Annotated in this window: 26 protein-coding genes; 17 read left to right on the top strand and 9 right to left on the bottom strand. The window is 67.2% G+C overall.

The genetic code is table 11. The features are described from left to right. Positions 1 to 131 precede the first annotated feature (131 nt). Positions 132 to 644 carry a hypothetical protein gene (locus ABD231_RS31670; RefSeq protein WP_344160149.1) on the top strand — a complete coding sequence of 171 codons (513 nt, stop codon included), beginning with the start codon at positions 132 to 134 and terminating at the stop codon, positions 642 to 644. A gap of 15 nt (positions 645 to 659) precedes the next feature. Next, a complete protein-coding gene (locus ABD231_RS31665) occupies positions 660 to 905 on the top strand; it encodes a hypothetical protein (RefSeq protein WP_344160147.1) in 246 nt (81 codons plus the stop codon). 68 nt (positions 906 to 973) lie between these two features. On the opposite strand, the gene ABD231_RS31660 is transcribed toward ABD231_RS31665, so the two are convergent. Beyond that, positions 974 to 2638, bottom strand: a complete 1665-nt coding sequence (locus ABD231_RS31660; RefSeq protein ID WP_344160144.1) for an MSCRAMM family protein — start codon at positions 2636 to 2638, stop codon at positions 974 to 976. Positions 2639 to 3090: 452 nt separating this feature from the next. On the opposite strand from ABD231_RS31660, the gene ABD231_RS31655 reads away from it, so the two are divergent. Next, complete coding sequence (locus tag ABD231_RS31655) at positions 3091 to 4011, top strand: DMT family transporter (RefSeq protein ID WP_344160141.1); 921 nt, start codon at positions 3091 to 3093, stop codon at positions 4009 to 4011. Here the strand turns inward: ABD231_RS31655 and ABD231_RS31650 are convergent. Next, on the bottom strand, positions 3977 to 4846 hold the full coding sequence (locus ABD231_RS31650; RefSeq protein WP_344160138.1) for a S41 family peptidase: 870 nt from the start codon (positions 4844 to 4846) through the stop codon (positions 3977 to 3979). The two genes, ABD231_RS31655 and ABD231_RS31650, sit on opposite strands and share 35 nt — an antisense overlap. A 57-nt stretch (positions 4847 to 4903) precedes the next feature. Here ABD231_RS31650 and ABD231_RS31645 point away from each other — a divergent pair, with 57 nt between their 5' ends. Then, on the top strand, positions 4904 to 5419 hold the full coding sequence (locus ABD231_RS31645) for an ArsR/SmtB family transcription factor (protein ID WP_344160135.1): 516 nt from the start codon (positions 4904 to 4906) through the stop codon (positions 5417 to 5419). A 375-nt stretch (positions 5420 to 5794) separates the two neighbouring features. Here ABD231_RS31645 and ABD231_RS31640 read toward each other — a convergent pair whose 3' ends face one another. Continuing rightward, positions 5795 to 6673 carry an MBL fold metallo-hydrolase gene (locus ABD231_RS31640; protein ID WP_344160132.1) on the bottom strand — a complete coding sequence of 293 codons (879 nt, stop codon included), beginning with the start codon at positions 6671 to 6673 and terminating at the stop codon, positions 5795 to 5797. A gap of 315 nt (positions 6674 to 6988) precedes the next feature. Here ABD231_RS31640 and ABD231_RS31635 point away from each other — a divergent pair, with 315 nt between their 5' ends. The 5 genes from ABD231_RS31635 to ABD231_RS31615 all read left to right on the top strand — a co-directional run bounded on the left by ABD231_RS31635 (position 6989) and on the right by ABD231_RS31615 (position 12309). Continuing rightward, entirely contained in the window at positions 6989 to 7249 is a 261-nt protein-coding gene (locus tag ABD231_RS31635; RefSeq protein WP_344160129.1) for a hypothetical protein, read from the top strand. A 24-nt stretch (positions 7250 to 7273) separates the two neighbouring features. Further along, positions 7274 to 8503 (top strand): hypothetical protein, encoded by a 1230-nt coding sequence (locus ABD231_RS31630; protein ID WP_344160126.1) that lies wholly within the window; start codon positions 7274 to 7276, stop codon positions 8501 to 8503. 53 nt (positions 8504 to 8556) lie between these two features. Continuing rightward, a complete protein-coding gene (locus tag ABD231_RS31625; protein WP_344160123.1) occupies positions 8557 to 10626 on the top strand; it encodes a GNAT family N-acetyltransferase in 2070 nt (689 codons plus the stop codon). Then, complete coding sequence (locus ABD231_RS31620; protein ID WP_344160120.1) at positions 10623 to 11051, top strand: ASCH domain-containing protein; 429 nt, start codon at positions 10623 to 10625, stop codon at positions 11049 to 11051. The genes ABD231_RS31625 and ABD231_RS31620 overlap by 4 nt, the downstream gene beginning before the upstream one ends. A 397-nt stretch (positions 11052 to 11448) precedes the next feature. Continuing rightward, entirely contained in the window at positions 11449 to 12309 is an 861-nt protein-coding gene (locus ABD231_RS31615) for a hypothetical protein (RefSeq protein ID WP_344160117.1), read from the top strand. A gap of 38 nt (positions 12310 to 12347) precedes the next feature. On the opposite strand, the gene ABD231_RS31610 is transcribed toward ABD231_RS31615, so the two are convergent. Then, a complete protein-coding gene (locus tag ABD231_RS31610; protein ID WP_344160114.1) occupies positions 12348 to 13145 on the bottom strand; it encodes a hypothetical protein in 798 nt (265 codons plus the stop codon). A 105-nt stretch (positions 13146 to 13250) separates the two neighbouring features. Between ABD231_RS31610 and ABD231_RS31605 the strand changes: the two genes are divergently transcribed. Together ABD231_RS31605 and ABD231_RS31600 are read left to right on the top strand one after the other, a co-directional pair. Next, positions 13251 to 13928, top strand: coding sequence for a hypothetical protein (locus tag ABD231_RS31605; RefSeq protein ID WP_344160111.1), 678 nt, complete (start codon positions 13251 to 13253; stop codon positions 13926 to 13928). A gap of 129 nt (positions 13929 to 14057) precedes the next feature. Then, positions 14058 to 15644 (top strand): acetolactate synthase large subunit, encoded by a 1587-nt coding sequence (locus ABD231_RS31600; RefSeq protein ID WP_344160108.1) that lies wholly within the window; start codon positions 14058 to 14060, stop codon positions 15642 to 15644. A gap of 187 nt (positions 15645 to 15831) precedes the next feature. Here ABD231_RS31600 and ABD231_RS31595 read toward each other — a convergent pair whose 3' ends face one another. Continuing rightward, entirely contained in the window at positions 15832 to 16044 is a 213-nt protein-coding gene (locus tag ABD231_RS31595; protein WP_344160105.1) for a hypothetical protein, read from the bottom strand. A 365-nt stretch (positions 16045 to 16409) separates the two neighbouring features. Between ABD231_RS31595 and ABD231_RS31590 the strand changes: the two genes are divergently transcribed. Further along, positions 16410 to 16904, top strand: coding sequence for an MBL fold metallo-hydrolase (locus ABD231_RS31590; protein WP_344160102.1), 495 nt, complete (start codon positions 16410 to 16412; stop codon positions 16902 to 16904). A 52-nt stretch (positions 16905 to 16956) separates the two neighbouring features. Here ABD231_RS31590 and ABD231_RS31585 read toward each other — a convergent pair whose 3' ends face one another. The 3 genes from ABD231_RS31585 to ABD231_RS31575 are packed head-to-tail and all read right to left on the bottom strand — an operon-like array spanning position 16957 to position 20446. After that, complete coding sequence (locus ABD231_RS31585) at positions 16957 to 18411, bottom strand: carboxyl transferase domain-containing protein (protein WP_344160098.1); 1455 nt, start codon at positions 18409 to 18411, stop codon at positions 16957 to 16959. Further along, positions 18408 to 19583 carry a CaiB/BaiF CoA transferase family protein gene (locus tag ABD231_RS31580; RefSeq protein ID WP_344160094.1) on the bottom strand — a complete coding sequence of 392 codons (1176 nt, stop codon included), beginning with the start codon at positions 19581 to 19583 and terminating at the stop codon, positions 18408 to 18410. The genes ABD231_RS31585 and ABD231_RS31580 overlap by 4 nt, the downstream gene beginning before the upstream one ends. Further along, the gene (locus tag ABD231_RS31575) at positions 19580 to 20446 is read right to left on the bottom strand and encodes a fumarylacetoacetate hydrolase family protein (RefSeq protein WP_344160091.1); all 867 of its coding nucleotides are present in this window, start codon (positions 20444 to 20446) and stop codon (positions 19580 to 19582) included. Before ABD231_RS31575 ends, ABD231_RS31580 begins: the two co-directional genes overlap by 4 nt. Before the next feature lie 73 nt (positions 20447 to 20519). Between ABD231_RS31575 and ABD231_RS31570 the strand changes: the two genes are divergently transcribed. From ABD231_RS31570 to ABD231_RS31555, 4 genes are read left to right on the top strand one after another with little or no spacing between them, the layout of a single operon-like run. Then, the gene (locus tag ABD231_RS31570; protein WP_344160088.1) at positions 20520 to 21200 is read left to right on the top strand and encodes a FadR/GntR family transcriptional regulator; all 681 of its coding nucleotides are present in this window, start codon (positions 20520 to 20522) and stop codon (positions 21198 to 21200) included. Between the two features lie 24 nt (positions 21201 to 21224). Next, the gene (locus ABD231_RS31565) at positions 21225 to 22490 is read left to right on the top strand and encodes a DUF3500 domain-containing protein (protein WP_344160085.1); all 1266 of its coding nucleotides are present in this window, start codon (positions 21225 to 21227) and stop codon (positions 22488 to 22490) included. Further along, complete coding sequence (locus ABD231_RS31560) at positions 22475 to 22900, top strand: hypothetical protein (RefSeq protein WP_344160082.1); 426 nt, start codon at positions 22475 to 22477, stop codon at positions 22898 to 22900. Before ABD231_RS31565 ends, ABD231_RS31560 begins: the two co-directional genes overlap by 16 nt. 1 nt (position 22901) lies before the next feature. Beyond that, positions 22902 to 23651, top strand: coding sequence for an IclR family transcriptional regulator (locus ABD231_RS31555; RefSeq protein WP_344160079.1), 750 nt, complete (start codon positions 22902 to 22904; stop codon positions 23649 to 23651). Between the two features lie 29 nt (positions 23652 to 23680). On the opposite strand, the gene ABD231_RS31550 is transcribed toward ABD231_RS31555, so the two are convergent. After that, the gene (locus tag ABD231_RS31550; RefSeq protein WP_344160076.1) at positions 23681 to 24967 is read right to left on the bottom strand and encodes an MFS transporter; all 1287 of its coding nucleotides are present in this window, start codon (positions 24965 to 24967) and stop codon (positions 23681 to 23683) included. 155 nt (positions 24968 to 25122) lie between these two features. Here ABD231_RS31550 and ABD231_RS31545 point away from each other — a divergent pair. Beyond that, a partial coding sequence (locus ABD231_RS31545; protein WP_344160073.1) for an FAD-dependent monooxygenase occupies positions 25123 to 25810 on the top strand: 688 nt, incomplete at its 3' end.

Genomic DNA, 25810 nt, shown 5'->3' with positions numbered 1-25810 from the left:
TGGGCGGAAACTGACCTCGCCGGAAGCCGGTCTGATCGAAATGCTTGAATCAATCCGACGCACTTCTTCGGCCGTTGACATCGCCAATTCCCGTTCGCATACTGCGCAATAGGGGTGGGGGATGAACGATCATGGTTGACGAAATCATTTCCGTTTCGGCCGCAAATGTCCTCGGCCGGGCGCAGACAAATCTCCGGGACGCTGTCGACGGTCTCGACAGGATTCTCCAGGCCGTCCGCTCGGAACTGTCGGACTCCGGCTACGACGAGCCCGCGGGCCGGCCGGCGTCGCCGTACCGCTCGACGCTGGCAGCCACGCAGCTGGATCTCGTCGAGTTGCTCGGCAGGCTGCGCAGCACCGCGGACATCCTGGAGGTCCTCACCGCCACGCGACAGGTGGGGCCAACTGCCGCCCGGCGGGCCGAGGCACCGAGCGCGATTCCGCTGGCCAGGGTCTCGGTGGCGACCCAGCACCGGCTGAAGGTGATCCAGGACGCCTTGAAGGTCGACGAGCAGGAGGCCTGCGAGCGATCCGTCGCGACCCAGGCCTACGTCGACGATCGCCTGCGGGCCGGCTGGCAGTTCTTCGTCACCCGTGGCCGCGAACGCCGGTCGGTGACGTTCCCGGGCCAGCACGCCGTCTAGAAGGGGAGGATCGAGATGACGGCAACAAAGTGGGATCCCGTCGATACCGCGGCGGAGCGCGAGTCGTCGCGCCGCATCATCTCCATCCTGATCTTCAGCACGTTCGCCCTGACGATCATCGCCGCGTTCCTGACGGTCTGGTTGCTCGACGACGGCGATCCCGCCGGCCGCGCCGACGTCGCCTTACGCATCGGTTCACCGGTGGTCGCCATCGTCGGTACCGTGCTCGGCTTCTATTTCGGCCGCGAGTCCACAACCTGACCCAGCACCGGGTGCGGCACGAACCCGCCGGTCGGGGGTCTGGCCGGCGGGTTCGGGGTGCCCGGGGTTTACGGGTCGATGTCGATTGTGCAGGTGTAGATGCCGGGCTTCAGGTCGGAGGCGGCGGCGGAGCCGTCACCAGTGCTACCGGTGGAGCCGGAGGCCACCTGGCCGTTCGGGCCGGTGCAGACGATCGTGGACGCTGTACCGCCGTCGATCTGGGAATCGACCGAGACCGACAGGTTGGTGAGCGGGGTGTTGCCGAAGGCGACCGTCTCGCCGACGTACGGCGTTGCTCCGCAGGCGGCCTTGTTGTTGACGGCAACGGTCTTGGCTGTTGCGCCGTCGGCGGTGTAGCCGGCGGGTACTGTCTCGGTCACCGAGTAGTTGCCGAAGAGCAGGTTGTCGAAGCAGACCTGTCCGTTCGCGTCGGTGACTCCGGTTGTGCCTCCGGTGAGGGTGAAGGTGACGCCGGACTGCGGGTGGTTGCCGGAGCCGGACGCCGCGTGTTTGCGGGTCTTGGTGACCAGGATCGCGCCGCGCTGCCGCGGGTCGACGAAGGTCAGCGTGACCGGGGTTGTCACGCCGCCGACTACCGTGGCGTGCTGGTCGGCTGCGGTGTCGTGGCCGGGCGGAGTGACCGTCTCGACGACCCAGTACTCACCGGCGAGCACGCTGCCGATCGTGCAGGTTCCGTCGGCGACGGTGGTGCACTTCTGGGTTGTGATCGTGTCCTCGGCGCCGCGGGTGCCGCCGATCGGTGCGTTGTCCTTGTAGAGCGTGAATTCGGCACCCGCCAGCGGGGCGTTCAGGTCGTCGGTCTTGACGATCCGCACGGAACCGCAGTTGGTGATGTTCACCGGCGTCGGCGGCACGAAGTCCTTCAGTGCCGACGAGAACGTGTCGGACGAACGGCTCTTCAGGTAGGCGGATCCGAAGGCGAAGCAACTGCCGGGCGGGAACAGCGCGGACAGTCGCAACTGGGCCTCGCCGAAGGTGCGCGGGTCCAGGCTGCCGAGACCGTCGGCGTCCGCGGCCGCGATCAGGCTGGAATTGATCGATCCGGCCGCGTCGCTGCCGCCGATCAGCGTCTTCTTGCTCCAGCACGGCAGCGTGTTCGACGCCTCACAGTCCGCCTTCGTCCCCGACGTCAGCCACCGGGAGATGGAGATCGTCGGGTTGACCCCACCGTTGGACAGGTCGTACTGGATCAGCAGGTCGCCGGCCGTCCGGACGGGCGTCACCCCGTTGCCGGATGCGGTCTGGCTCTGGTTGAACTCGAAGTCCATGTTCGTCGTACCGGACGGGTCCTGGACCCGCGACCAGAACAGGTTCAGGAAGCCGGCCGAGCCGGTGCCTTCCTGATAGACCCCGAAGAACTTCAGGTCACTCTTGTTCGGCGGAACGCCACCGTCGACGACCGACGGTACGGCGGTGTCCTCCTTGGTGCCGTTGCCGAACGACTCGTCGTTCTGGCCACTGGGTGAGTCCTGCTTGCGGATCTCGCTGACGCTCGCCCAGTCGATCGACGGGCTCGGGTCGTCCTGTTTGAGGTTGGCGTTGGTGTCGATCTCGAAGTTGCTGCCTGCCAGGCTGACCTCCGGGTGCGACGCCACGGCCGGAACGGCCGCGAGCAACCCGCTGAACACCAGCACCGCACCGGCGCCGAGCGCAACCGCGCGTCGCGTCGGGCCCTGTCCGGCACGCCCGCCGGACCCCTGCGATTGGAACATCTCTCCCCCTCAGGAGATCGGGTCGCCGGTCCGGACCGGACCGGCCCACGTCTCCGAGGCGCCGGGAACCGGCGCGCTCAACCCCAGTGCGTACAGCGCGACCCCCACGCCCCCAGCTATGGATCCGCGACACCTGGATCCGCGCTAAAACGCTACGCCCGCCAGCCCTGGATCTCATCACCCGGCAGCCGATAACTTTCCGCCGCACCCTCGACACGTCCAGCCACCGCGACCGGCTCGGCGATCTCGAAGAAGTGCGTGGTGGTGTCGTACCAGAAGGCGAGCCCGGCTTGCTGTCCCGGGAACTCCGGCGCGCGCCCGGCGCCCGCACACCGCCACTGGCCGTGATCTTGACGACGTCAACGCCGGAACCGACCGATCAGCATTTGGTCTTGTTGATTCGACGGCTTTGGACCTCTGCAGGGGAGCTCCACCAGCCTATGTTCGTACGCATGCGGATAGCGGCAACAAGTGCGGCGGCGGCCATGTTCCTCGTGGGAACACTGGCCGCCGTCTCCGGAATCGTCAACGCGTATCCCCTGTTCGGCGGACAAGCAGTCCGGTATCTGCTGTCGGCGATACTGTTGCTGATAGCAAGCAGATTCTACGGACTGCGCTACATGCGGCCGACATCGCGCGAGCTGATACTGCTCCTTGCGCTGACCGGCACCGGCCTGGTGCTCTTCAACGTGCTCGTCGTGCACGCTACCCGGCACACCAGCGCGGCGACTCTCGGCACCATCATCGGCAGCGTGCCCTTGGTCCTGGCGACTGTAGGGCCCGCAATGGCCGGGCGACGACCTTCACCGAAGATGCTGGTTGCGGCAGCGGTCGTGGTCGCCGGAACCGCGGTCACCTCCGGCCTCGGCCGGACGGACGTCGCCGGTGTCCTGCTCTCCATCGGAGCACTCGCTTGCGAGGCCTGCTTCACGCTCCTCGCCATCCCTTTGCTCGCACGACTCGGCCCGATCCGGGTCTCCGCCTACACCGCGACTCTTGCCGTTCCGCTGTTTCTCCTCGTCGGCGCGGTCATCGAACCGGAGGGACTGCTTCGCAAGCCCACCCTTGCCGAGATCGGTGGCTTCGCCTATCTGGCCGTGGTGGTCGGAGCCGGCGCCTTTCTGTTGTGGTACAGCGCCATGCCTCGTCTCGGCGCCGACCGCGCCGGACTCTTCGCCGGGATGATCCCCATCGGGGCGATCACAACCTCGGCTGTCGTCGGCCTCGGACTCCCAACCATCGGTGAGCTGGCCGGCGCTGCGATCGTCGTGGCCGGCCTCGTCATCGGCTTGGCGCCATCCTCGGGGAGACGAGACCAGCGCAGTACCGGCCCGAGCCTCAGGCTTGGATCGGCGGGGTCGCGAGGGTCTTGAGGGCGTGGTCGAGAGCGGTCTCGGCTTGGCACTCGATGTCCGGGATCACGCCGACCTGCTCCCAGTTGGTACCGGTGATGGTGTTCACCGAACGGGCGATCGGCACGGTCAGCTCCAGTGTGTCGGTCAACTCGAAGATCTCGACGGGATGTGCGCCGCCGCCGGTTCGCTCGCCGATCACGGTCGCGCGGCCGTGGGCCTGCAGGTTGTAGGCCAGCTCTTCACATCCGGAGAAGGTGTTGGCACTGGTCAGCACGCAGATCGGGACCGACAGCGGCAGCCGTCCGGCGGCAGGGTTCGTCCAGAACTGCCGGACAGTACCGTCGCGCGAGACGAGATCCTGCAGGTGCACGGGCTCGTTGCCGAGGAGGTAGCCGCAGATGAGGGCCACCGTCTCGGGGACGCCGCCGCGACCGGCGCGGAGGTCGATGATCAACCGGTCGACGCCGGCCAGCAGTTCGAAGGCAGCGACGACGTACCGTTCGGCCATGTGCACCGGCGACGTGTACGGCGCGATCGCCAGCAGGCCGGTGTTCTCGGCCAACCGCTCCACCCGGTTGATGCCGCCCGCGTTGCGGACCGCTTCGGCGGCGTAATGCTGCTCCCAGTCGTCGGGGCGGGACAGAGCACCGGACGGACGGTATCGCGCGCGGAGGTGGCGGTCCTGGTTGACCGCCTGCAAGCGCTCGGTCAGTCGGGCGGCGGTCTCGGCCGGGTCTGTGTCGACCGCGGTCGTGTCGACATCGGCCAGCCCGGCCACGATGGCTTCGGCGACATCGGGAAAGACGTAGTTCTCGCTGACCAGGGCGGCGATGCGTTCGTTCAGGTTCGTCATACCCCCTAGTCCAGCAGCGGTCTTGACAAAGCGACAACTGCTCTTGACGCTTGATTTGTGAACCCGCCAGAGCTGTTCGACGCCACCAGCGCGACCCACGCTCGCGCCCTGAGCCATCCGACCCGGCACCGCTTGCTGCTCGAACTCGGAGAGGGCGCGGCAACCGTCAGCCAGCTGACCAACCGCCTGATGATCAACAAGGGAAACGTCGCGCACCACCTGGCAGTCCTCGTCCAGGCCGGCCTGGTCCGCAAAGGCGCCACGCGCACTGTGCGCGGCGGCACCGAGCAGTACTACCTCCGTCCGGCCCGGGCCATCAAGTTCGAGGGCGGACCGGACAATGCCGCACTGTTCGCGATGATGAGCAACCTGGCCAACGAAATCGCCGGCGACCAGCAGGCACTACTGAATCACCGAACCCTCCGACTGACCGAACACCAGGCCGCCGCATTGACCTCGCACCTCGACAAACTCGTCCACAGCCTCGAGCCGGCAAACCCACCCGAGCCCCGCTACGGCGTCGTAGTCAGCGTGTACCGCCACGGCCGGCACGCTGGAACCAGCCCGTCCTGAATCTCTTGCCTGCAAGGCTATTTCAGTTCAGCGGAGGTCTTTCCCAGGAGGCGGCGAGCGACGATCAGTTGCTGGATCTGTTGGGTGCCTTCGAAGATGTCGAGGATCTTGCAGGTACAGGCTGCACCAAACCGGACCGAACTCTCAATTCACCCTCTGACCTGCATCTTTGTCCTCATCCGTTCTCAACGCTGATCGCCACTTGTCAACGTCCCACGGAGCAGCGACGGAGCAGGCGCGCCCGTCGACGCGCACCAGAACCTGCGCCGCGGTGCACCCGCCCATCCAGACGAGGCCACCACATCATCGCTGTGGGAACCGCCCGATTCGAGGTCGGGTCATGCGGCAGCCTTCTCGGCGGTGACGTCGACCGACCTATCTCGCTTGAGCCGAGCGAGCCTCCAGATAGGAAATCACGTCGTCGTGCGAAGGCTGACCAGCATCAGATAACGACGCCTTCCTTGCCCAGTCCAGGGGTGTCCCGGGCACACTTTCGGCGCGCGCCATCAGATCGGCTCCCCGCTTCACGAGATTCTTCACCTGGTCGAGGTCTCCGCGCCACGCTGCGAGATGCAGCGACGACGCAGGCCATGGCGGGTGCTGCAAGGCTTGCTCGAATGCGTCACGGCTGTGCACCGGCTCCCCGTGCGACACTATTACCCGCTCGAACGGCAACTCAAGCAGCGACCGCAGTGCAGGCACGGCGGCCTCCTCGTGAGTTGGCGAGGCCCATATGCGTAGCACGCCAGCTCGTTCGGTCAAGGTGTCGCCGAAGACCAGCGTTCGATGCTCGGGGATCCACATGGGTGTCTCATGCCAGCCTCGTGGATCGTCAAGCGGCACCAGCCCCCCGGGCAGTTGCTGGCCGGGGATGATGTGGTGGACCTCGGTGTCGGCCTCGCCCATGTCGGGGTCGAATGTGTTCGGCCCGAAGGCTTCACATCCGTACCGCTGGACCACCGCATCCACGCTCCACGTCTCTCGGTCGGCCCACGTCGGGCGCATGTGGTCCGGCAGCAGTACAGCCACAGCGGTCGGCGGCCGGTCGGTGAATCGATCCCACAGGTCGAACGCGTTGTCCGGCGGCATTAGGGGATCCAGCAACCAGCGTTCCTCGCCCACATCCACGCACACGCTGGTCACCCGCTCCTGCCAATCCAGCCCCTCAGCCCATCGCGGATGATCCAGTCGCCAAATCCACAGCCCCTGCGCGAGATCAATCACCTGCACATTCGGCGATGAGTGCTCAATCATCGCGGCAGTATCTCACAGTGATTCATTAGAGGGCAGTACACGACATGTACTGCCCCCATATGGAGGGCGCGAACATTCGATGTCATGCTCAAGGGAAAATCACGCCGCACTGACCTCGCTCTGCACGGTGGATCGCCCGTACGCGATCCCGGCTGTCCACCCTCGCCAGGCATGGTCCATACGCTCGTTGCTGATGGCCTTGCTGGCTGCCAGGTGCGGATACGGCCTACCACCTTCGCAGCAGCATCGCGAGTTTGCGCAGTCACGCTTCTTCAAGGCACATACGACGAGCTGCCTAGCTCCGACCCTCCCCACGTGACGTCGAAACAACTGGCTCGGCAGGTCTGGAGAGTGGTCAGAACCGTCTTCATAGGCGCCATCCCGCTGGGCTGTCTCATCCTCTTCAAACGCGTAGGCATCGAGGTCCACGGCGCGCTGGGCGACGGCCTCACCATCTTGTGTATCGCCTGGACGGCCTTGACGTACATGTCGCTCCTGGATCCGTTGTTCGACAACCGGCTGACCGCCGTCCGTGAGGTGCTCTCCACAATCCGAAGCCTCACGGACAAGAAATGACGGTGGCACTGAGAGGATTCAGGCATGGTCGTGATCATCACGGTGGACAAGAGGCTGGCATCCAACCTGTGGGGAAGGTCAGGTAGCGACTACTCCGAGGCGTGGCGTTTCAGCGAGGTACATCGGCGGGTCGCGCAGGTGGCGATTCTGATCGACGAGGGTGACCAGACCGTACGGTGGCTCGGGCGGGCTGTGCCCGGCCGGCGCGTGAGCACGCGCGATCGGCTGCTGAAAATTCAGGAGCTCGAGCGGATCGATCCGATTCCGACGTCGGCGATCCGCCAGTACTGGACTGACGAGGTCGGCCGACTCAGCGGCGAGCAAGACGGCATGCTGACCGATGCGGAGGGGCACCAGGCAGTCGATGCGCTCGTCGCCATCAATCCGCATCTGGCGTCGATCATCCAGCGGCTGGATCGTGACGATGCCTCGCTGCTCGGATCGGGAGCGCGCGGTGAGCTCAGGAATCAAGAGCGCGACGCACTCGGGCTGGTGCTCACGTTGGCAAACATCGACAGAGCACCGCTGGGCGACTGGAATCCGCCAGGTGGTGACATCCCGTTCCTTGCCGGTATGCCCGGCTACGTCGAGCGGGAGGATGCGCTCGTTGACCATGACCTGCACAGATTCGGAGACTGGGCACACAATCGTCAGACGAGAGTGGGCTGGCAGACCTTCAGGGAGGGCGATCGACGAGTGTTCGTGATGAACGCCAACCGGTCCGCGGTTGAGCATTCGCTCGGGGTGGACATGGTGTATTACAACGAAACTCGCGATTCGTTCGTCCTGGTGCAGTACAAGAAGATGCGGCCGGAGATGCAGAAGGGTGGCAAGCGTGCGTTGCGCTATCGGCCGGACGAGCGGCTGTCGGCCGAGGTGGAGCGGATGCAGCGAATCAACGAGGTGTGTGCTGCGGCCGGCGGAGAATATCGGTTGAACTGGGGTGCGTCATGGCTCAAGCTGTGCGACCCTGACCCAGCGATTGAGGACCCGACAGCCTTGATCAGAGGCATGTACTTCGCCCTCGACCACTTTCGGGAGCTCCTGGTCACGTCGCGAGGTCCGCAGGGCGGCATACGGATCGGGTACGACACGGTCGACCGGCACCTGAGCAACACGCTGTTCATCGACCTGGTGCGTGACGGCTGGATCGGTAGTCGCGGACCTGCCTCGGATCAGATCAAGGCCATCATCCGCGAGAGCCTCGCCTCTGGCCGGGCCGTGTTGTTCGGGGTCGAGCCCAAGCGGCAGTAACTCGACACGCGACTCCGGGCGCGCGGCGGAGTTACGGAAAGTAGCCTCGGGGCATGGCAGGTGACGGCTCCACCGGAGCCTCCCAGGTCGAGCTCGTCGTCGTACGTCCACAGGACGACGAGCTCATCGCCGCGGCAATCGCGCTGGGAAACACGGCACGCGCGACCTTGGGACATCTCCCGTTCGCCGCCTACGACGCCGCGGCGGACAAGGGCACCTTACTGGTCGGCCGCGTCAACGCGAACGTCGTGGGCTACGCCCTCTACGGGCGCTCCTTTCGGCGTATTCGCCTCACGCATCTGTGTGTAGATCCGGCCGCTCGAGGTAACGGGATCGCCCGACTGCTAGTCGACGAGATCTCGCGGTCGAACGCCAACTATTTGGGCATCCGGGTCCGCTGCCGCCATGATTACGGGCTCGGACCGATGTGGATCACCCTCGGTTTCCGGCAGCTCAGCGAGCGGCCAGGCCGGGGCCGGGAAGCGCAGCCGCTGATCGACTGGTGGCGCGACCACGGTTATGTCGATCTGTACGCCGCCGATGCCGATGCCGTGCTGGTGAAGGCCGCCATCGACATGAACATCCTGCGCAACTGGCTCGTACCGAGCCGTCCGCGGCACCTGGAGTCGATCGCACTGCTCGAAGATCACCTGTCGGACCGTCTTCGGTTGTTCCGGACCCAGGCACTGGACGCCGAGATCGACGCCATCAACGGCGAACTACGGCGGCAGTGCATGGCGAAGGTCCAGCCGTTGGGTGCCGCGCCACGCAATCCGGAGCGCTATACGGGGCTTCAGATTCTCCTGCAGGCTGCCGCGGATCTGATCGTTCCGGGATATCCACGCACCACCCAGGACGAGCGCGATCTCCGGCACGTCGCCGCCGCGATCGCCGGCGAGCTGAACGTCTTCGTCACCCTCGACGCCGACCTCGGCAAAGCGCTGGGACCTGAGGCTGCCCGACACGGCCTGTCGATCCTCCATCCCGCCGACGTCATCGTGCGGATCGACGAGCTCGCCAGAGCAGAGGCGTACCGGCCCATCGATCTGGAGAACACCCGCTACAGCCAGCGCCTGCTCGGAGCCGGCGAAGACTACCTCGTCCAGTCGCTGGCCAATCTCGCCGACGGTGAACGCCCCCGAACAATCCTCAGCGCCGCGAGGAATGTCGCCGTCGCAGGTGGAGAGCGTGTCGGCATCTTCAACCCGACCGGCGAGCTGTCAGGGTATTACGGGCTCCGCGATCGCCAGTCCGTGCTGGACATCGACTCCTTACGCGTCACCGATGCCTACATCGGCGACACCCTGGTTCGTCAGCTCCTGTTCAACCTGCGGCAGACGGCCAGAGGGAGAGGCGCACGCGTGCTCAGCATCGACGGCGACCATCTTCAGCCGCGAGTGCGTGCTGCCGCCATCCATGACGGTTTCCGCGAGCACGACGGCCGCCTGGTCGCCTTCGTACTCGATGCCGTCGGCGATGCGGACGTCGTCGGACGGGCGGCGACGGAGGCGGCGCGTGCTGCCGGTCTTGAGGCGCCGTCATGGATAACATCGAGGATGCTTGCGATCCCGGCCGCCGAAGTCGAGCAGAACTGGTGGCCCGCGAAACTCGTCGACTCCGAGCTCCCGACGTACCTAATACCGATTCGGCAGGCCTACTCGTCGAACCTTCTCGGCGTACCGCCGGTGCTCATCCAACGCGACGACACCCTCGGTCTGAACCGCGAGCATGTGTACTACCGACGTCCCGGAACACAACGATTGCAGGCACCCGCGCGGATCCTCTGGTACATGAGCCTTGGCGGACAGTCAGCCGCGGAGCAGGCCGGAGTCATCGCGTGCTCCCAACTGCACGCCGTCCATGTGTCCGATCCTGAAGAACTACACGACCGCTTCCGACATCTCGGCGTATGGAGTCTCGACGACGTCGTAGCGGCAGCTCGCGACGGACAAGCTCAGGCGCTGCAGTTCACCAGTACCGAGGTCTTCCCCCGAACTGTGACCCTCCGACGAATGTCTGAACTAGCAGAGAACCTCAGTCTGTCCTGCACAGCGCCGCAGAGTCCGCGCGCCTTACCATCGGAGCTGTTCGCCGCGATCTACCGCGAAGGGTTTACTTCGTGACCGACCGAGCCCTGGTACTCTCCCTTCGCTGCCGCTTCGCCCGGGCGATCATCGACGGATCGAAGACTGTCGAGCTCAGGCGCCGGCCGATCAAAGCACTCCCCGGTACAACGGTGATCCTGTATGAGAGTTCACCGACAATGGCAGTCGTCGGCACGGCGACCCTCATCGACGTTGTCTCGCTGCGTCCACACACAGCCTGGCGTCGCTACCGCGGAACGCTCGGGTTGACCTGGAACGAGTTCATCGAGTATCTCGATGGCACCGATCAAGCGCACCTTCTGCGCCTCGACGACGTCAAGGAACTCACCAGACCACTCTCGCTCCACAAACTACGCGCATCGGGGACGTTCCATCCTCCACAGAGCTTTCGCTACCTCAGCTCAGCCGATCCACGCGAGCTCCACCAACTGATCCGAGGCTGACGTCCTGAGAAGGTTCGAGAGCTTGGGATCGACCGGTTTATCGTCACGGGCGCGTCGTCTTCGGCCAGACGACGGCTGGCGGCGGCCGGGGTGGCGCCCAGCGGCATCCGTCAGCTCAACGGCGCCCTGAGACCCTCGACGGGATGCCCGAGCCCGGCGCATAAACGAGATCATGCGTGCTTGGCAATTAGTGTCTAACCCTCCGTACGCCCCGGAGAAGGCGGTCATGGCAGACATGGCAGCCCACGACAAGACGCTAGCGTGGCGAGCCATCTAGAGCAGTCCGTCACACGCATCCCGAGGCCAAGCTGATCCGATCACCGCACGATGGACTACTGCGCCGCGGAACACGCGGGATGTCGCTCGTGCAGACAGGTGCTGAACCTATAGTTCCGGCATGGGTGGGGATGCGACACGAGTCGACTATGCCGGTGACCTCCCGCAGTGCTGTGAGTCGACGCAGTTGCGACTCCCGCGGCCGGACGACGCCGTGTTCGAGGTTAAGGGAAAGTTCGGACACAGCGAGGCATGGTGTGCTGGACTTGAAGAATGGCACGTCAGGATTGGTGTCTCCTGGGAAGGTGACGACGAGCAGACGCTGCTCGGAACCGTCGAGCAACACTCTCGCGAGTCGGACCCAGAGTCCCTGCTCGTTGCTCACGGTGTGAGCATTGACGAGGATCGGTACGCATGGGTTGGCGAGGTGGCCCTGGTCGTGACTCGCTTGGACGTTCCTGTTGGGCGAGATCGCGAGGTACTCAGCGACGGCAGAGACCTGTGGATGGCCGCTGATGCCATCGCAGAAGACCTCGGCCGCCTCGCGACTCCACTTGCAGCATCCGGTGACGAAGACTTCGACGGGTGGAGTTCCGCGGTGCACGAAGCCTGGCCAAATGCATTCGGCACCGACGCTGTCATCTTACTTCGCTCAGCGCGCGTAACGCCGGTGCTCCGTGGTCATCTCCTCGGCGCCTGGGCGTGTGCACAGGCCGTCGACTTGTTCGATCATGGCTCGACCCTCGTCGCCGCCGAGGCGGCGCCGCTCCAGTGGCGAGATGCACATTCCGGGATCCATCCGGATCAGCTGAGCCTGTCCCCAGACGATTCGAAGGTCTGGCAGGCTGAACAGACCCGGCTCGCCAAACACTTGCACAAGCATCTCGGCTTGGCCCCACTGCCTGGTCACCCGAGCATCCTCACCTGGCATACGACATACCGGAACGACGCCTTCACGAGCACACTAGACCTTTGGCGCTGAGCGCACAGCCAGACCAACTGCCGAGTGGCGCTCCAGACCTACCCGACGCGCAATGGCTGTTCCAGGCGAATGAACCTCAGCCCGCCCGGGCCCACGCAGAACTGCGCGGCATCCGCGGACAAGTCGTACGGCGCCGTCAGTAGTGTCCTGCGAATGCCGGGCCGATCATTGAACTCTGCTGGCAAAGCCTCCGGATAACCACCGAGGGACCAGAACGAGTCTTCGTTGTCGTCCAGCCTGTTGAGAAATGCGTCGACCACCGACGGCCAGCGCGGGGAAAGCCACCACTGCGGACAACTTACCGCTCCCCTTAGCGCCAGCCACGAGACGACGACATGCACACCCTTCTCGTCAGCTTGCTCAAGTAGTGCCTCAAACTGTCGTGCACCATGCTCCTGCAGCAGAGGTACTTCCTCGCCGCCCAGCTCCAACAGGGTCATACCGTTTGGCAGGACACGTTCAGGATCGAACACCTCTTCATCCGCCGCGTAGAAGGCGCCCTCAAGCACATCGACGTCGTACTCGTCGAGTGCCTGCCGATCCAGCAGGTCCGCAGCCGCGAAATCTTCGGCGAAAGCAGGCCAGAGATTTGCGTGGAAGACCTCCGTCGTGGCGGCATTCGTTCGGAACATGTCGCCGTCACTGATCCTGGACTCGGGGCCGGCATGCCAGTCCTCAAGTACAGAGTTCCTCCACGCCAGATGCGTGAGCCCCAGGGGTGCGTACCTGAGCAGCGTCACGACGTCGTCCGGGTGCAGCCCAAACTGCTTCAGGAGCTGGTCCAGTACCTTGACGTCGAACGACTCCCCGAACGTGTTGCCCCGAGGCCGACTCACCGATCCCACTCCCCCTCCACCACGAACAAGTCGTCGCACCCTACTCCGATCCTCCGACTACATGTCACCGCGGCGCGTGCCGAAACTCGACTCTAGGCTCGTGCTGTGACTTCAGCAGACCACGAGCCCGACGCCGGCCGCCCGATCGACCACTTTGACGTAGCTCAGCTGGTCGAGCCATACATGCCAGCCGGGCAGGGCATATCCAACTTCGTGCTGTTCGAGTATCGGTTCGCCGCTCTTGTTTGGCTGCATCGCACGGTCGCCACCGCGCTCGACGCCGAGGTCGGCAGGCTTCTGACGATCCGAAGGTCCGGGGTGCACCGCATCCCCGGCTGGGCGGGCGAGTCCGACATGACGCTCGACGACTCCATGGGTCTGCTGCAATACGATGCAGCGCCAATAAGCGCAGGGGCGATCGTGGCGGGCTGCTGCAGCGCTCTCGAGTCTCTACTGACCTACCTGCCGTCGGCAGGCCAAGACGTGGCACGTGGTGGCCTTCTACGGAAGGTGCGCGCGCTGGTCGAGCTGTTGCCGGACCGCGCCGACGCGGACCTCGTGATTGACAACGCACGATGGCTGGCCGAACGACGAAACTCCTTCGCTCACCGCCTCCTCGATGAGGGCGGCCTCTGGGATAAGGCACCGGGCGCAACGTCCTTCACCTTCGACGACGAACTCGTCGAAGAGTCGTTCGCTCGCCTAGGAGAGATCGCCGGAATCCTTGCTGCGCGTTATGAGGCGTACTCGAGCGGAGCTGATGGCAGGGACGAATCACCTTGACCAAGCCGACCTCCCGATGTGCGCAGCTTACACCTACCCCATTTTATTCGCATTTCGAGGATTTTCAGACCGTGAGTTCGGCGGCATCGCCTGCCGAACTCCTGAAGGCGCCACTGTACCTTTGTTGCCATGATTGGTGCAGAAGCAATTGTCGCAACGCTGATCGACAATGGAGTCCGGGTGTGTTTCGGCAATCCAGGGACGTCGGAGATGCATTTCGTCGCCGCGCTCGACCGGTTCCCGGAGATGCAGGGGATCCTCTGCCTCTTCGAGGGTGTGGCCACGGGCGCCGCTGACGGATACGGCCGGATGACCGGCGCACCCGCAGCCACGTTGCTGCACCTGGGCCCTGGTCTCGGCAACGGGTTGGCCAACCTCCACAACGCTCGCCGGGCCGGGACACCGATCCTCAACCTCGTCGGCGAGCACTCCCTCGATCACCAACAGCTTGATTCCCCGCTGGACTCGGATATCGACGCGGTGGCCAAGTCGGTGTCTGCTTGGCTGTACCGGCCTGCCTGCAGCACGGATCTCGGGCCGATGATCGCCTCCGCGGTCGCGGCGACCAGCGGGTTCACTGATGCCGCCGAGGCACGCACCGGAACTTCGGGCTCGATCGCGACGGTCGTCGTACCGGCCGATCTGTCCTGGTCGGACGGTGCCGAGGCGGCGGCACCTTTGCGGCGCCCGTCGGCTCGGGGCGGTGAGCTTGAGACCGACGCAGTAGCGAAGCTTCTCGCGTCCGGCGAACCCAGTGCGCTGCTCCTGGACGGCGACGCTCTCACCATCGAGGGGTTGAACGCGGCCGACCGCATTGCTCAGGCCACCGGCGCGCTGCTCTTCTGCCCGACCTGGCCGGCCAAGCTGCGACGCGGAGCCGGCGTGCCGGTGGTGACACCGCTGGCCTATCGCGGGGAGGACGTCGAGACTCAGCTGGCTGGAGTGCGGCATCTGATCCTGGCCGGGGCGCGGCATCCGGTGGCTTCATTCGGCTATCCGGGGAAGAACGGCGACCTCGTCCCCGCCGGCATCGGCATTCACGTCCTCGCCGACGAGTTCACCGCAGTCGAGGCCGAGCTGACCAACCTGGCCGACCAACTCGCGCCTACACTGACACCTCGCCCGGCACCGCGTCACGACGCGGATCTGCCTCTCGGTTTGCTCACCCGCGAGAACTGGGCTTGGGTGATCGGCGCTCTGCTGCCGTCTAATGCCATCGTCTCCGACGAGTCCGTCACCTCAGGGCTGCCGTCACTCGCTGCAGCAACGGCAGGTGCGCAACCTCACGACGTCCTGGGGCTCGTCGGGCTGGCCATCGGTCAAGGTCTTCCTCTGTCGGTAGGGGCAGCTGTCGCGTGTCCGGATCGGCCAGTTGTGTGCCTGGAGGCCGATGGCAGCGCGATGTACACGATCTCGGCTCTCTGGACCCAAGCCCGGGAGAACCTCGACATCACCACGGTCATCCTCAACAACAAGTCGTACGCAATCCTGCGCTCCGAACTCGACCGCGTGGGCGCCCGCAACGAGGCAGGCGCGCCATCCACCAGGATGATCGAGCTGTCAGAGCCAGACCTGGATTTCGTTGCCCTGAGCCACGGCATGGGGGTTCCCGCGACCCGCGCGAGGACATGTCAGGAACTCGCCGAGCAATTCGCGGCCGCAATCGCGGAACCGGGCCCGCATCTCATTGAAGCGGTGCTGCAGACGCCAGTTTGATCAGCCTCGGCGGCGCATTCTCGTCGGAGCAGAGGTTTGCGTCCACGCGCGGCTCACCAGGCATGACACTTGTCCGTCATTGCACGAAGGCAAACCTTGGCCGAGGTCAACCGTGCGGAGCAGGAGACGTGCGCCTACTTCTTGGTTTGATATCCGTGAATGCGTTCCCGACAGCTCTTCAGCGTCTTTAGTGCCGCCTCGAGTTCTTCCAACTCGGAGGTGTGTAGATGCGGTCCGGATGGTTGTCATGTCGCCGCGCCCAGGCCGACGTCTGGCCGTAACAAGCCTGGAACTCGTTGTTGTCGTCTTGGTTGATGTACACCAGAGCTTTCAGCTTCCTCGGATTGACCTCGAGTTTCACGGGGTCGACCACGGCGCAGGCGACCTCGACATTGATCATTCGTTCCCAGGTCTCCGAGAGTTGGCCAGCGAACGCGGAGACCCGTGCCCTCGTACTCGAGGTCCAGGAGGTCGGGACGATCGCGCCTCAACGCCTGCGACTGGACGCCGAGGACGTGAATCCGGATGTTGATGTCAGTCGCTGTCCACGGATGCGTCTCCACGCAGAAACCGGGCTTCGTTCCCCTGCGGGAGCAACCCGATGCCGGGTACGTCGCAGATGCACACCGCGTTGCTCGATGCGTTCGCTGCGACCGTCAACCCCATGTATGTCGGATCATCCTCTGGGCCTGATGTACGGAGCCTGGTCGATGTCTCTGGCATCCCCTGCCGAGCGGTGCATCGGCGACCACCACGGCGCCCGACATGGCGCCGTTCACGGTCTTCGAGGACGATCGGGTACGGGTGAGCGCAACCCTCGTCCCGCACGGTCCGGTGTTCCCGGCCTACGCGTTCCGTTTTGACAGTGACCACCGGTCGGTGACTTTTTCGGGAGACACTTCCGCCTCCACGAATCTAGCCCGCCTAGCCACTCACACAGCCCTGCTGGTCCACGAGATCATGCACGTGCGGGCCATGCTTCATGCCGGAGTGCCCGCGGCGTTCGTCGACTTCCTGCACAGTGTCCACACCGACGTGTCCGAGGTCGGCGCGGTTGCTGCAGCTGCTGATGCGCGCAGCCTGGCGTCGTCCCACGTCGTCCCGATCGATCCTCGTAGCGACCACGGGCCGACGTTGAGCGAGCAGCGCTGGATACGAGAGGTGAAGGACTTCGACGGCACGACGACCCTCGCCCACGACCTCACGACCTTCCGGATCAAGCGCCGCAAGGTGGCTTGGGTCAGACACGCCACGACCTGACAGGGAGCGCGGCCGCGGTCGCTCCAACCCGCCTCGCCCCAACCGTACGGATTCAGTGGTTCGGCACTCGGAGTCCTTGCCAGGCGAACTGGCGGATCACCTCGTCGGCTAGTGCGTCGAGAAAACGCTCGGGGTCGAGGTGGGCGGGGCTGGACTCGTCGACGACCGCGTGCACGATGCCGATCTCGGCGAGGTCGTCGGCGCGGACTCGCTGGCGACGAGCCATCTCTGCGGCGCGGTCCGCCGTGCCGTAGAGGATCGCGCTCGCGCCCTCGGGTGGCAGCGGCGAGAGCCAGGCGTTGCGAGCCGCGACCACGCGGCGGGCCGGGAGCAGCGCGAGCGCGCCGCCGCCGCATCCCTCGCCCATGAGCACGGCGACCGTGGGCACGCTGAGCTGGACCATGTCGGCCAGACAGCGGGCGATCTCGGGGGCGAGCGCGCCCTCCTCAGCCTCGGCGGACAGGTCGGCGCCGGGGGTGTCGATCAGGCTGACCAGCGGCAGCCGCAGCTGCTCGGCGAGCTGCATCCCGCGGCGCGCGGCGCGCAGCGACGCCGGGCCGAGCGGCCCCTTGAGCGCCTGAGCTCGCCGGTCCTGAGCGATCACCAGGCAGGAGATGCCGCGGATCGAGGCGACCACGGTCAGCAGCCCCGAGTCGGCCTCGCCGGCCTGCGTCCCGTGCAGCGGTACGACGTCGCTCGCCACGTGCGCCAGCAGCTCACGGGCGCCGGGTCGGTCCTCGCGGCGAGTGGTTTCGATCGCCTCCCACGCGTCGGGGACCTTCACATCCACGTCGTACGCCGCCGGGGCGGTCGGCAGGGTGGCGAGGTCGGCGCGGCCGCCGGTGAGCAGTCGCAGCGCGCGGGCCGCGACGGGCGCGAGCTCGTCGGCCTGGACGACGGCGTCGAGGACGCCCTTGGCGACCAGGTTCTCGGCGGTCTGCACGCCTTCGGGGAAGGCGCGCCCGTGCAGGGTCTGGTAGACCACCGGCCCTAGGAAGCCGATCAGCGCACCGGGCTCGGCGACCGCGACGTGGCCGAGCGAGGCCCATGACGCGAAGACCCCGCCGGTGGTGGGATGACGCAGGTAGACCAGGTAAGGCAGCCCGGCGGCCTTATGGTCGACGACGGCGCGCGAGATGTCGATCATCGAGACGAACGCCGGGGTGCCCTCCTGCATCCGCGTGCCGCCCGAGGAGGTGGCCGCGATCACCGGCAGCCGCAGCTCGGTCGCCCGGCGTACGGCCGCGACGACGCGGGACGCGGTCTCGGCGCCGACCGAGCCGCCGAGGAAGCGGAACTCGCCCACCACCAGCACCACGTCGTGGCCCTCGACGCGCGCGCGACCGGTGATCACGGCCTCGTCGGTGCCGGCCTTCGCCTCGGCTGCGGCGAGTTCCTCGGCGTACGCCGGGTCGAGGCCGGCGCGCACGATCGGCTCGTCCCACGAGACCCAGGAGCCGGGGTCGACGGTCGCCTGGATCAGCTCGCGCGCCCCGAGCCGCCTCATCGGGCGGCCTCGGCGAGCCAGCCGCGCAGCGACGACCCGTCGCCGTCCAGGACCGGCGGCGGCCGGTGGTCGGTGCCGGTGGTCTCGGTGCCGTCGGGGGCGAAGAACCGCAGCGGCGGGCCCGGCAGGGCGAGCTGGCCGAGGGTGACGTGCTGGACGTCAACGACCAGCCCCTGGCTGCGGGTCTGGTCCCAGTCGTAGACCTCGTCGATGCTGCGCACCTTGCCGGCGGGGATGCCGAACTCGGCGAGCCGCTCGAGCAGGTCGACGGCCTTCCAGTCGGCGAACGCAGCCTCGACGAGCTCGATCGTCGCCTCGCGGCGCTCGACCCGCTCGGGGTTGGTCGCGAAGCCGTCGAGCGCAGGGTTCAGCCCGAACCCATCGCAGAAGCGGCGCCACAGCGACTCGCTGCCGACCGCGATCTGCACCGCGCCGTCGGCGCAGCGGAACAGCCCGTACGGCGCGATCGAGGGGTGGTGGTTGCCGGCGGCGCGGCCGACCTCGCCCGCAATCGTCCAGCGGGTGCCCTGGAAGGCGTGCACGCCGACGGCGGCGGCGAGCAGCGAGGTGCGCACGACCTGGCCGCGACCGGTGCGCGCACGCTCATGGAGCGCGGCGACGACGCCGTAGGCGCCATACATCCCGGCGAGCAGGTCGCAGATCGGGGTGCCGAACTTCTGCGGGTCCTCCGCGCTCGCTCCGGTCAGCGACATGAGCCCGGACTCGCCCTGGGCGATCTGGTCGTAGCCGGCGCGACCACCCTCGGGGCCGTCGTGGCCGAAGCCGGTGATCGAGAGCACCACCAACCGCGGGTTCAGCTCAGCGAGGCGCTCGGTCCCCAGGCCGAGGCGCTCCATCACGCCGGTGCGGAAGTTCTCGACCAGCACATCGGCCCGGGCGACCAGCTCGGTCAGCACCGCGAGGTCCGCCGCGTCCTTGAGATCGAGGCAGATCGACTCCTTGTTGCGGTTCGCCGAGAGGAAGTACGTCGACTCGCGGGCGCCGTCGTCGGGCGTCACGAACGGCGGACCCCAGCCGCGGGTGTCGTCGCCGGTCGCGGACTCGACCTTGACCACGCGGGCACCCAGGTCGCCGAGCATCATCGTCGCGTGCGGGCCGGCGAGGGCGCGGGTCAGGTCAACGACCAGGACGTCGTCGAGCGGGCCCTTCACCCGGCACTCCCGGCCGTCCGAGCGCTGCCGTCCACCACGGTGTTGCGCAGCACGCCGAGCACGTCCACCTCGACCTCGACGACGTCGCCGGGCTGCAGCAGCCACGGCGGGGTCCGTGAGTAGCCGACACCCGACGGCGTGCCGGTCGCGAGCAGGTCGCCCGGCTGGAGGGTGAAGGTCCGGCTGATCAAGGCGAGCGTGTCGCCCACCGTGTAGACCATCTCGTCGGTGGTGCCGTCCTGGACCACCTCGCCGTTGACCCGGGTCTGCACCTTAAGCCCGTCGCGCAGGTCGCCGACCTCGTCGGCCGGGACGATCGGGCCCAGAGGGCCGGAGCGGTCGGCGTTCTTGCCGAGGATCCACTGCGAAGTGAGCTTCTGCGCGCGGCGGGCGGTGACGTCGTTGAACGTCGAATAGCCGATCACGGCCGCAAGGGCCTCCTCGGGTGTCGCGTCGACGAGTGGTCGGCCGACGTAGGCGACCACCTCGCCCTCCCAGTCCAGTCCGTCCTCGTCAACCGGCACCGGGATCTCGGCACCGCCAACGGTCAGGGACGCGGGCCAGCGCGCGAACAGCGTCGGGTACGGCGGCACCCCGTCGACGGCGTACGACCCCTCGGCGACGTGCTTGAGGTAGTTGAGCCCGATGCAGACCACCCGGGCGCCGGGCAGGACCGGGGGCACCAGTTCGACGTCATCGACCGGAAGGGTGGCGCCGGTCGGCTCGAGCGCGGTGTAGCGGTGCGGCTCGGCCCAGAACTCCTCCAGTCCGGCCAACGCGGTGACGGCGGCGCCGTCTTCGGACAGGGCGCCGACCAGCGTGGCGCCCTCGGCGTCACGGAAGCCGACCAAGCGGGTGCCCATGGGTTCTCCTTCGGGTGAGCAGTAACCACTAAACGTTCTATACCTTTTGGAACGTTGATGCTAGCCTAGGGCCGTGCTTTCCGACGCACCTCTCTCGCGGGCCGAGCACCTCGCCGCCACGGTCGAGGAGCAGATCCGCCTCGACGGACTCGCCGCGGGCGCGGCCATCGGGACCTTGGAGGAGCTGCGGTTGCAGAGCGGGTTCTCCAAGCCCACGGTGAGTGAGGCGGTCCGTCTGCTCCGCGACCGCGGCGTCGTGCTCATCAAGCCCGGCCGGGGCGGCGGCCTCTTCGTCGCCGACCGCGGGCCGGTGGTCCGGCTGCGGCACACGCTGCTCTCGGTCGCCGAGGCGCCGACGACCGTGATGGACGCCGTCGAGCTGCGCGAGCACCTCGAGCTGCTGGTCGACCAGGGCGCCGCGCGCTGTCGCAGCGACGCCGACATCGACGCGCTGCGCCGGCTGGTGGCTGCGATGGGCGAGGCCGCCGACTGGCCGGCGTTCATGGCCGCCAACTGGGCACTGCACGAGCGGATCGCCGAGATCTGCCCCAACGCGATGGCCAGTGCTGTCTACACCTCGACGCTGGGCCACATCGCGGCCGCCACCCCGGTCTTCGACGACGACGCCGACTTCGGCGACTACCGCGACCTGCGCCACCGGGTGCACGTCGAGCTCGTCGAGGCGATCGCCTCCGGCGACCCGGACCAGGTCGCGGCGGCGGTCGCGGCCCACGCGTCGCCACCGCCCGCCTGACCCACCCAGCCCCGAAGGAGCTCCATGACCACCGTCAGCGACGAAGACGTCGACAGCAGATCCGCGTTCCGCCGCTACCTCTTCCCGCACGACCACCCGCGGCTGGCCGACGTACGTGGCCTCGACGCCTACGAGTACCGCGAGGCCGCCAAGGGCGACGCGTTCACCGGCGGGCTGATCGAGGGCTGGACGCCGCTCTACCTCTCGCCGTACGTCGGCGTCACCGAGGACGGCACCCTGCGCACCGGGCTCTACCCGCTCGAGCCAGCCCGGCCGGGCGAGGACGCCCCGGTCGCCGATATGGTCGCCGCCGCCAACGCGCTGCTGGCGCTGCTCGACGACGAGGCCCGCTCGGAGATCTCCCACGCCGTGGACGCGCCCGAGTGGCAGACCTGGGCCAACCCGGAGTTCATGCAGTTCGACACGGGCCTCCGCCTCGACCTGCAGCCCGAGACGGTCCGCGCCGCGGCGCTCGAACTCGTGCGCGCTTCGCTCAGCGAGGAGGGCTACTTGCTGGCCCGCCGGATGATGCAGATCAACGGCTTCCTCGGCGAGGTGGTCGACCTCGAATCGATCCTCAACGAGTTCTCCTACAACATCGCGCTGTACGGCGAGCCCGACCCGGTCGCGCCGTGGGGGTGGCAGCTGTTCGGCCACCACCTCGCCGTCAACTGTCTGGTCGTGGAAGGCCGGATGGCGATCGGCCCGGCGTTCCTCGGTGCCGAGCCCGACGCGATCGACGACGGCCCGCTGGCCGGGGGCCAGAGCTTCGCGCGCCGCATCGAGCTGGCCACCGACCTGATGGCAGAGCTAAGCGACGAGCAGCGCGAGGCCGCGGTCGTGTACGCCGAGATGGTCGACCCGGCGATGCCGCCCGGCCGGGTGCACCCCGGCGACGAGCGGCACCTGGCCGGCGCGTTCCAGGACAACCGGGTGATCCCGTTCGAGGGCGTCCGGGTCGCTGAGCTCGACGCGCGGGCACAGCAGCTTGTCCTCGACCTGGTCGCCGAGTTCGTCGTACTGCTGCCCGAGGGGCCGCGCGCCGCACGCCTGCGCGAGGTCGCCGATCACCTCGACGAGACCTGGTTCAGCTGGATCGGCGGCCACCGGCGCGGCGAGGTCTTCTACTTCCGGATCCAGTCCCCGGTGGGGATCTTCGAGCTCGACCACCACTGCGGGGTCTTCCTCAACTACGGCGTCCCGCAGCCGTTCCACATCCACACCGTGATGCGCACCCCGCACGGCAACGACTACGGCCGCGCCTGGGTGCGCGAGTGGCAGCAGCGGTGAACGGCGCGGAGGCCCGTCACCTGACGGCGAACGTCCTGCACACGTACACAGAGGTCGCCGACCGCAAGGACGTCGACGCCGCCGTCGCTCTGCTCGGCCGGGCGGTGGTGCGCTTCCCGACCGGCGGCTACGAGCGCCCCGAGGACGCGCGCGGCTGGTGGGAGCAGCTGTGGGGCTCGCCGGTCGCGCACCGCCACGACGTCACCAACCTCGTCGTACGGCCGCTCGTCGATCCCACCGATCACATCCAGGACGGCACCTGGCGGGCGGAGGCGCATTACCAGCGATGGATGGTCAAGGATGAGCCCGTGCTGCACACCCTCGGCCGCTACGACCTGATCCTGGCTACCGAAGGCGACGACCTCGCCGTACGCCGACTGGCGGTCACGCAGCAGTGGTCGCGGGGCTGACGTGCCCTCGATCGCGCGGGCCTCGGTCATCCTCGATACGATTGCCGAGAGTCGCCGCCCGCTGAGCCTCAGCGAGCTCTCGGAGCGGCTGGGCATCCCACGCTCCAGCGTGCACCGGGTGGTGCGCACCCTTGAGGAAGAGCTGTTCGTGGTCCGCTCGCAGAGCGGCGTCGGTTTCAGCCTCGGTCCGGGGCTTCTGAAGTTCGGGATGAACAGCCACCTGCGGCTGCTCGCGGCCAACAGGCAGTCCCTGCTAGCGCTCGCGCGCGAGGTGCAGGAGAACGTCGACCTCGCAGTCTTCAGCGGCCGCGAGATCGTGGTCGCCGACCAGATCGTGTCGCCCGCACGGATGAAGGGCGTCACCAAGGTCGGCCAGAGCTTCTCGCTGCACGCCAGCTGTATCGGTAAGGCACTGCTCGCACAGCTGCCGCAGACGCGGGTCGACGAACTGCTCCGACTGCAGCCGATGAAGCGGTTCACCGAGCGCACCGTCACCGAGCGGGCCGCGCTGGACGAGGAGCTCGAGGCCGTTCGAGCGACCGGGCTCGCCTTCGACTTCCAGGAGCACGACGAGGGAATCAGCGCCGTGGCCACCGGCATGGTCGGCCCGACCGGCGCCCGCCAGGCCGTCGCCGTGGTGATGTCCAGCCGCGACCTGCCAGGCAAGTGGGACGCTGTGCTCGCCGGCCTGGCGCGGATCAACCCCGTGATCGACACCGCTGCCGCGGCGGCACGACGGCCCCCGCGCTGACGCGCTGACGCGCGGGGGCCGCCTCTGGCTCAGGCGGAGACCGGCTCCACACTGGCGTCGGCCCGCAGCGTGCTCGCGCCTCCCCGGCGTACGCCACGGCCGAGGGCGTAGAGCGCGGTGACGGCCACCAGGCAGACCGTAGCCGCGATCGCGAAGGTGCGGAACACCCCGTACGCACCATCCACGTGGATCGCGATCCCGCCCAGGGTCGGGCCGAGGAACGCGCCGATGAACGACGTGCTGTTGGACCAGCCGAGCGCAGCGGCGCGAGCCGGCAGCGGGAAGGCGTCGGCGGTCGTTGTGTGGATCAGGTTCATCGTGGAGTGACCGCCGATCCCCATCAACGCGATGCAGAACAGCACCGAGACGGTGGAGGTCGGCAGCACCAGCATCAGCACCATCCCGAGCACCGTGCAGGACCCGGTGAGGATCGCGGTCACCGCCGAGCCGCGGCGGTCCGCCATCCAGGCACTGGCGAACGACGCGACGACCGCCGCGCCGGTCAGCGTGAAGGCGAACAGTGTGGCGGTGCGCAGCGTGAAGCCGAGGTTGATCGAGGACTCCGTCACCCACACGTTCAGCCCCTGCCAGGCGACCATGTTGGCGATCGCGCACAGCGCGATGACGGCGGCGAGGGCCGCCCCGCGGCCGGTGAAGACGGCGCGCAACTTCTGCCTGCCCGTCCACGAGCGGCCGGCCACCTCCTGCGGGATCGTGGCCGGGAACTGCGTACGCGCGACGGCAAGGGTGATCAGCAACGCAACTGCGGAGCCGATGAAGAACATCGGCCGCCAGCCGAAGTGTGGCAGCACCACCAACGACACCAGCGCTGCAATCACGCCGCCGAGCGGGATGCCCGCCATCGTGATTGTCACGACCAGCGAGGCGCTGCGCGAGGCGGCGCTGTTGCGCGCGACGGTCATCGCGGTGGTCAGCGCGCCGCCCATCCCGAGACCAACGAGGAGGCGGGCGCCGCCCAGCATCTGACCGTCCTGGGCCAGCCCCGAGGCGAGCGCACCGGCGGCGAACACAGTGATCGTGGTGACCAGCACCCGCTTGCGGCCCAGTCTCTCGGCCAGGACCGGGGCGAGCGCGGCGCCGACGATCGCGCCGAGGTATGCCATCCCGCCGATCGCGCCGGTCTGCTTGTCGGTGATGCCGAGGGAATGGTCATCGAGCAGGAGCGGCACGACGTTGCCGTAGACGATGAGGTTGTAGCCCTCGATGACAGTGATGACCATGCACAGCACGATCAGCGCAGGGTGGGACCGGGTCTCGGACCCGTCATACGCTTCTTGGGACGCGGACACCTGCATGTGCTCCTCCTTGAACGACGCGCCGGCTCTCAGGGCGTCCGGCGATGTGTCGCACGTCATAGTGGGGTCAGAATGCAGCGTCGCAGAACCTCCGTGTCCCGGTTTCCGGTACACCAACGCGACAGGGGCCACGTCCAGCACGGACCGTTCACGTCATGAATCACGCACCTGCCGCTGGCACGCGCCGGCTGAACTCGGACGTCTGCATCATCGGCTTCGGGCCTGTGGGTCAGCTCCTCGCCCTCCAGCTCGGCCGCCAGGGCCACCAGGTCGTGGTAATGGACCAGAACGAGGCCGGCTACCCGCTCCCCCGCGCGGTGACCCACTGCTCGGACTTCGCGCGGATCCTCCAGTCGGTCGGCCTCGCGCCCGACACAATCCCAGAAGTCACCCAGCCCTACGACGACATGTACGTGTGGATGAACGCCGAGGGTCGATCCCTGGTCGAGGTCGACTGGAGCGGCTTGGGGGAGTCCGGCTGGTTCAACACCTACTTCTTCAACCAGCCCGAGCTCGAGCGCCTACTCATCGACCGGATCGCGGAGATGCCGAACGTGTGCCTCCTGCGCCCGGCCCGCGCGGTCAGCATCGAGCAGGTCGACGACCACGCGGTCGTCACGGCGGTCGATGGCCTCGACGGCGCCACCCTCGAGGTCGAGGCGGCGTACATGGTGGGCGCGGACGGCGCCAACAGCGCAGTCCGCCGCTGGTGCGGCATCAGGCAGGTCGACCGCGGCTTCTTCTACGACTGGCTCGTCGTCGACGTGCGCCCTTCGCCCGAGCTCGAGTTCCCGCACGTGGCCCACCAGCACTGCGACTACCGTCGCCCCGCGACTATGGTCC

The sequence above is a fragment of the Kribbella yunnanensis genome (assembly GCF_039529655.1).
Classification (GTDB): Bacteria; Actinomycetota; Actinomycetes; order Propionibacteriales; family Kribbellaceae; genus Kribbella; species Kribbella yunnanensis.
Note: the sequence above shows the minus strand (reverse complement) of the source record. Positions and strands in the feature narration are given on the sequence as shown.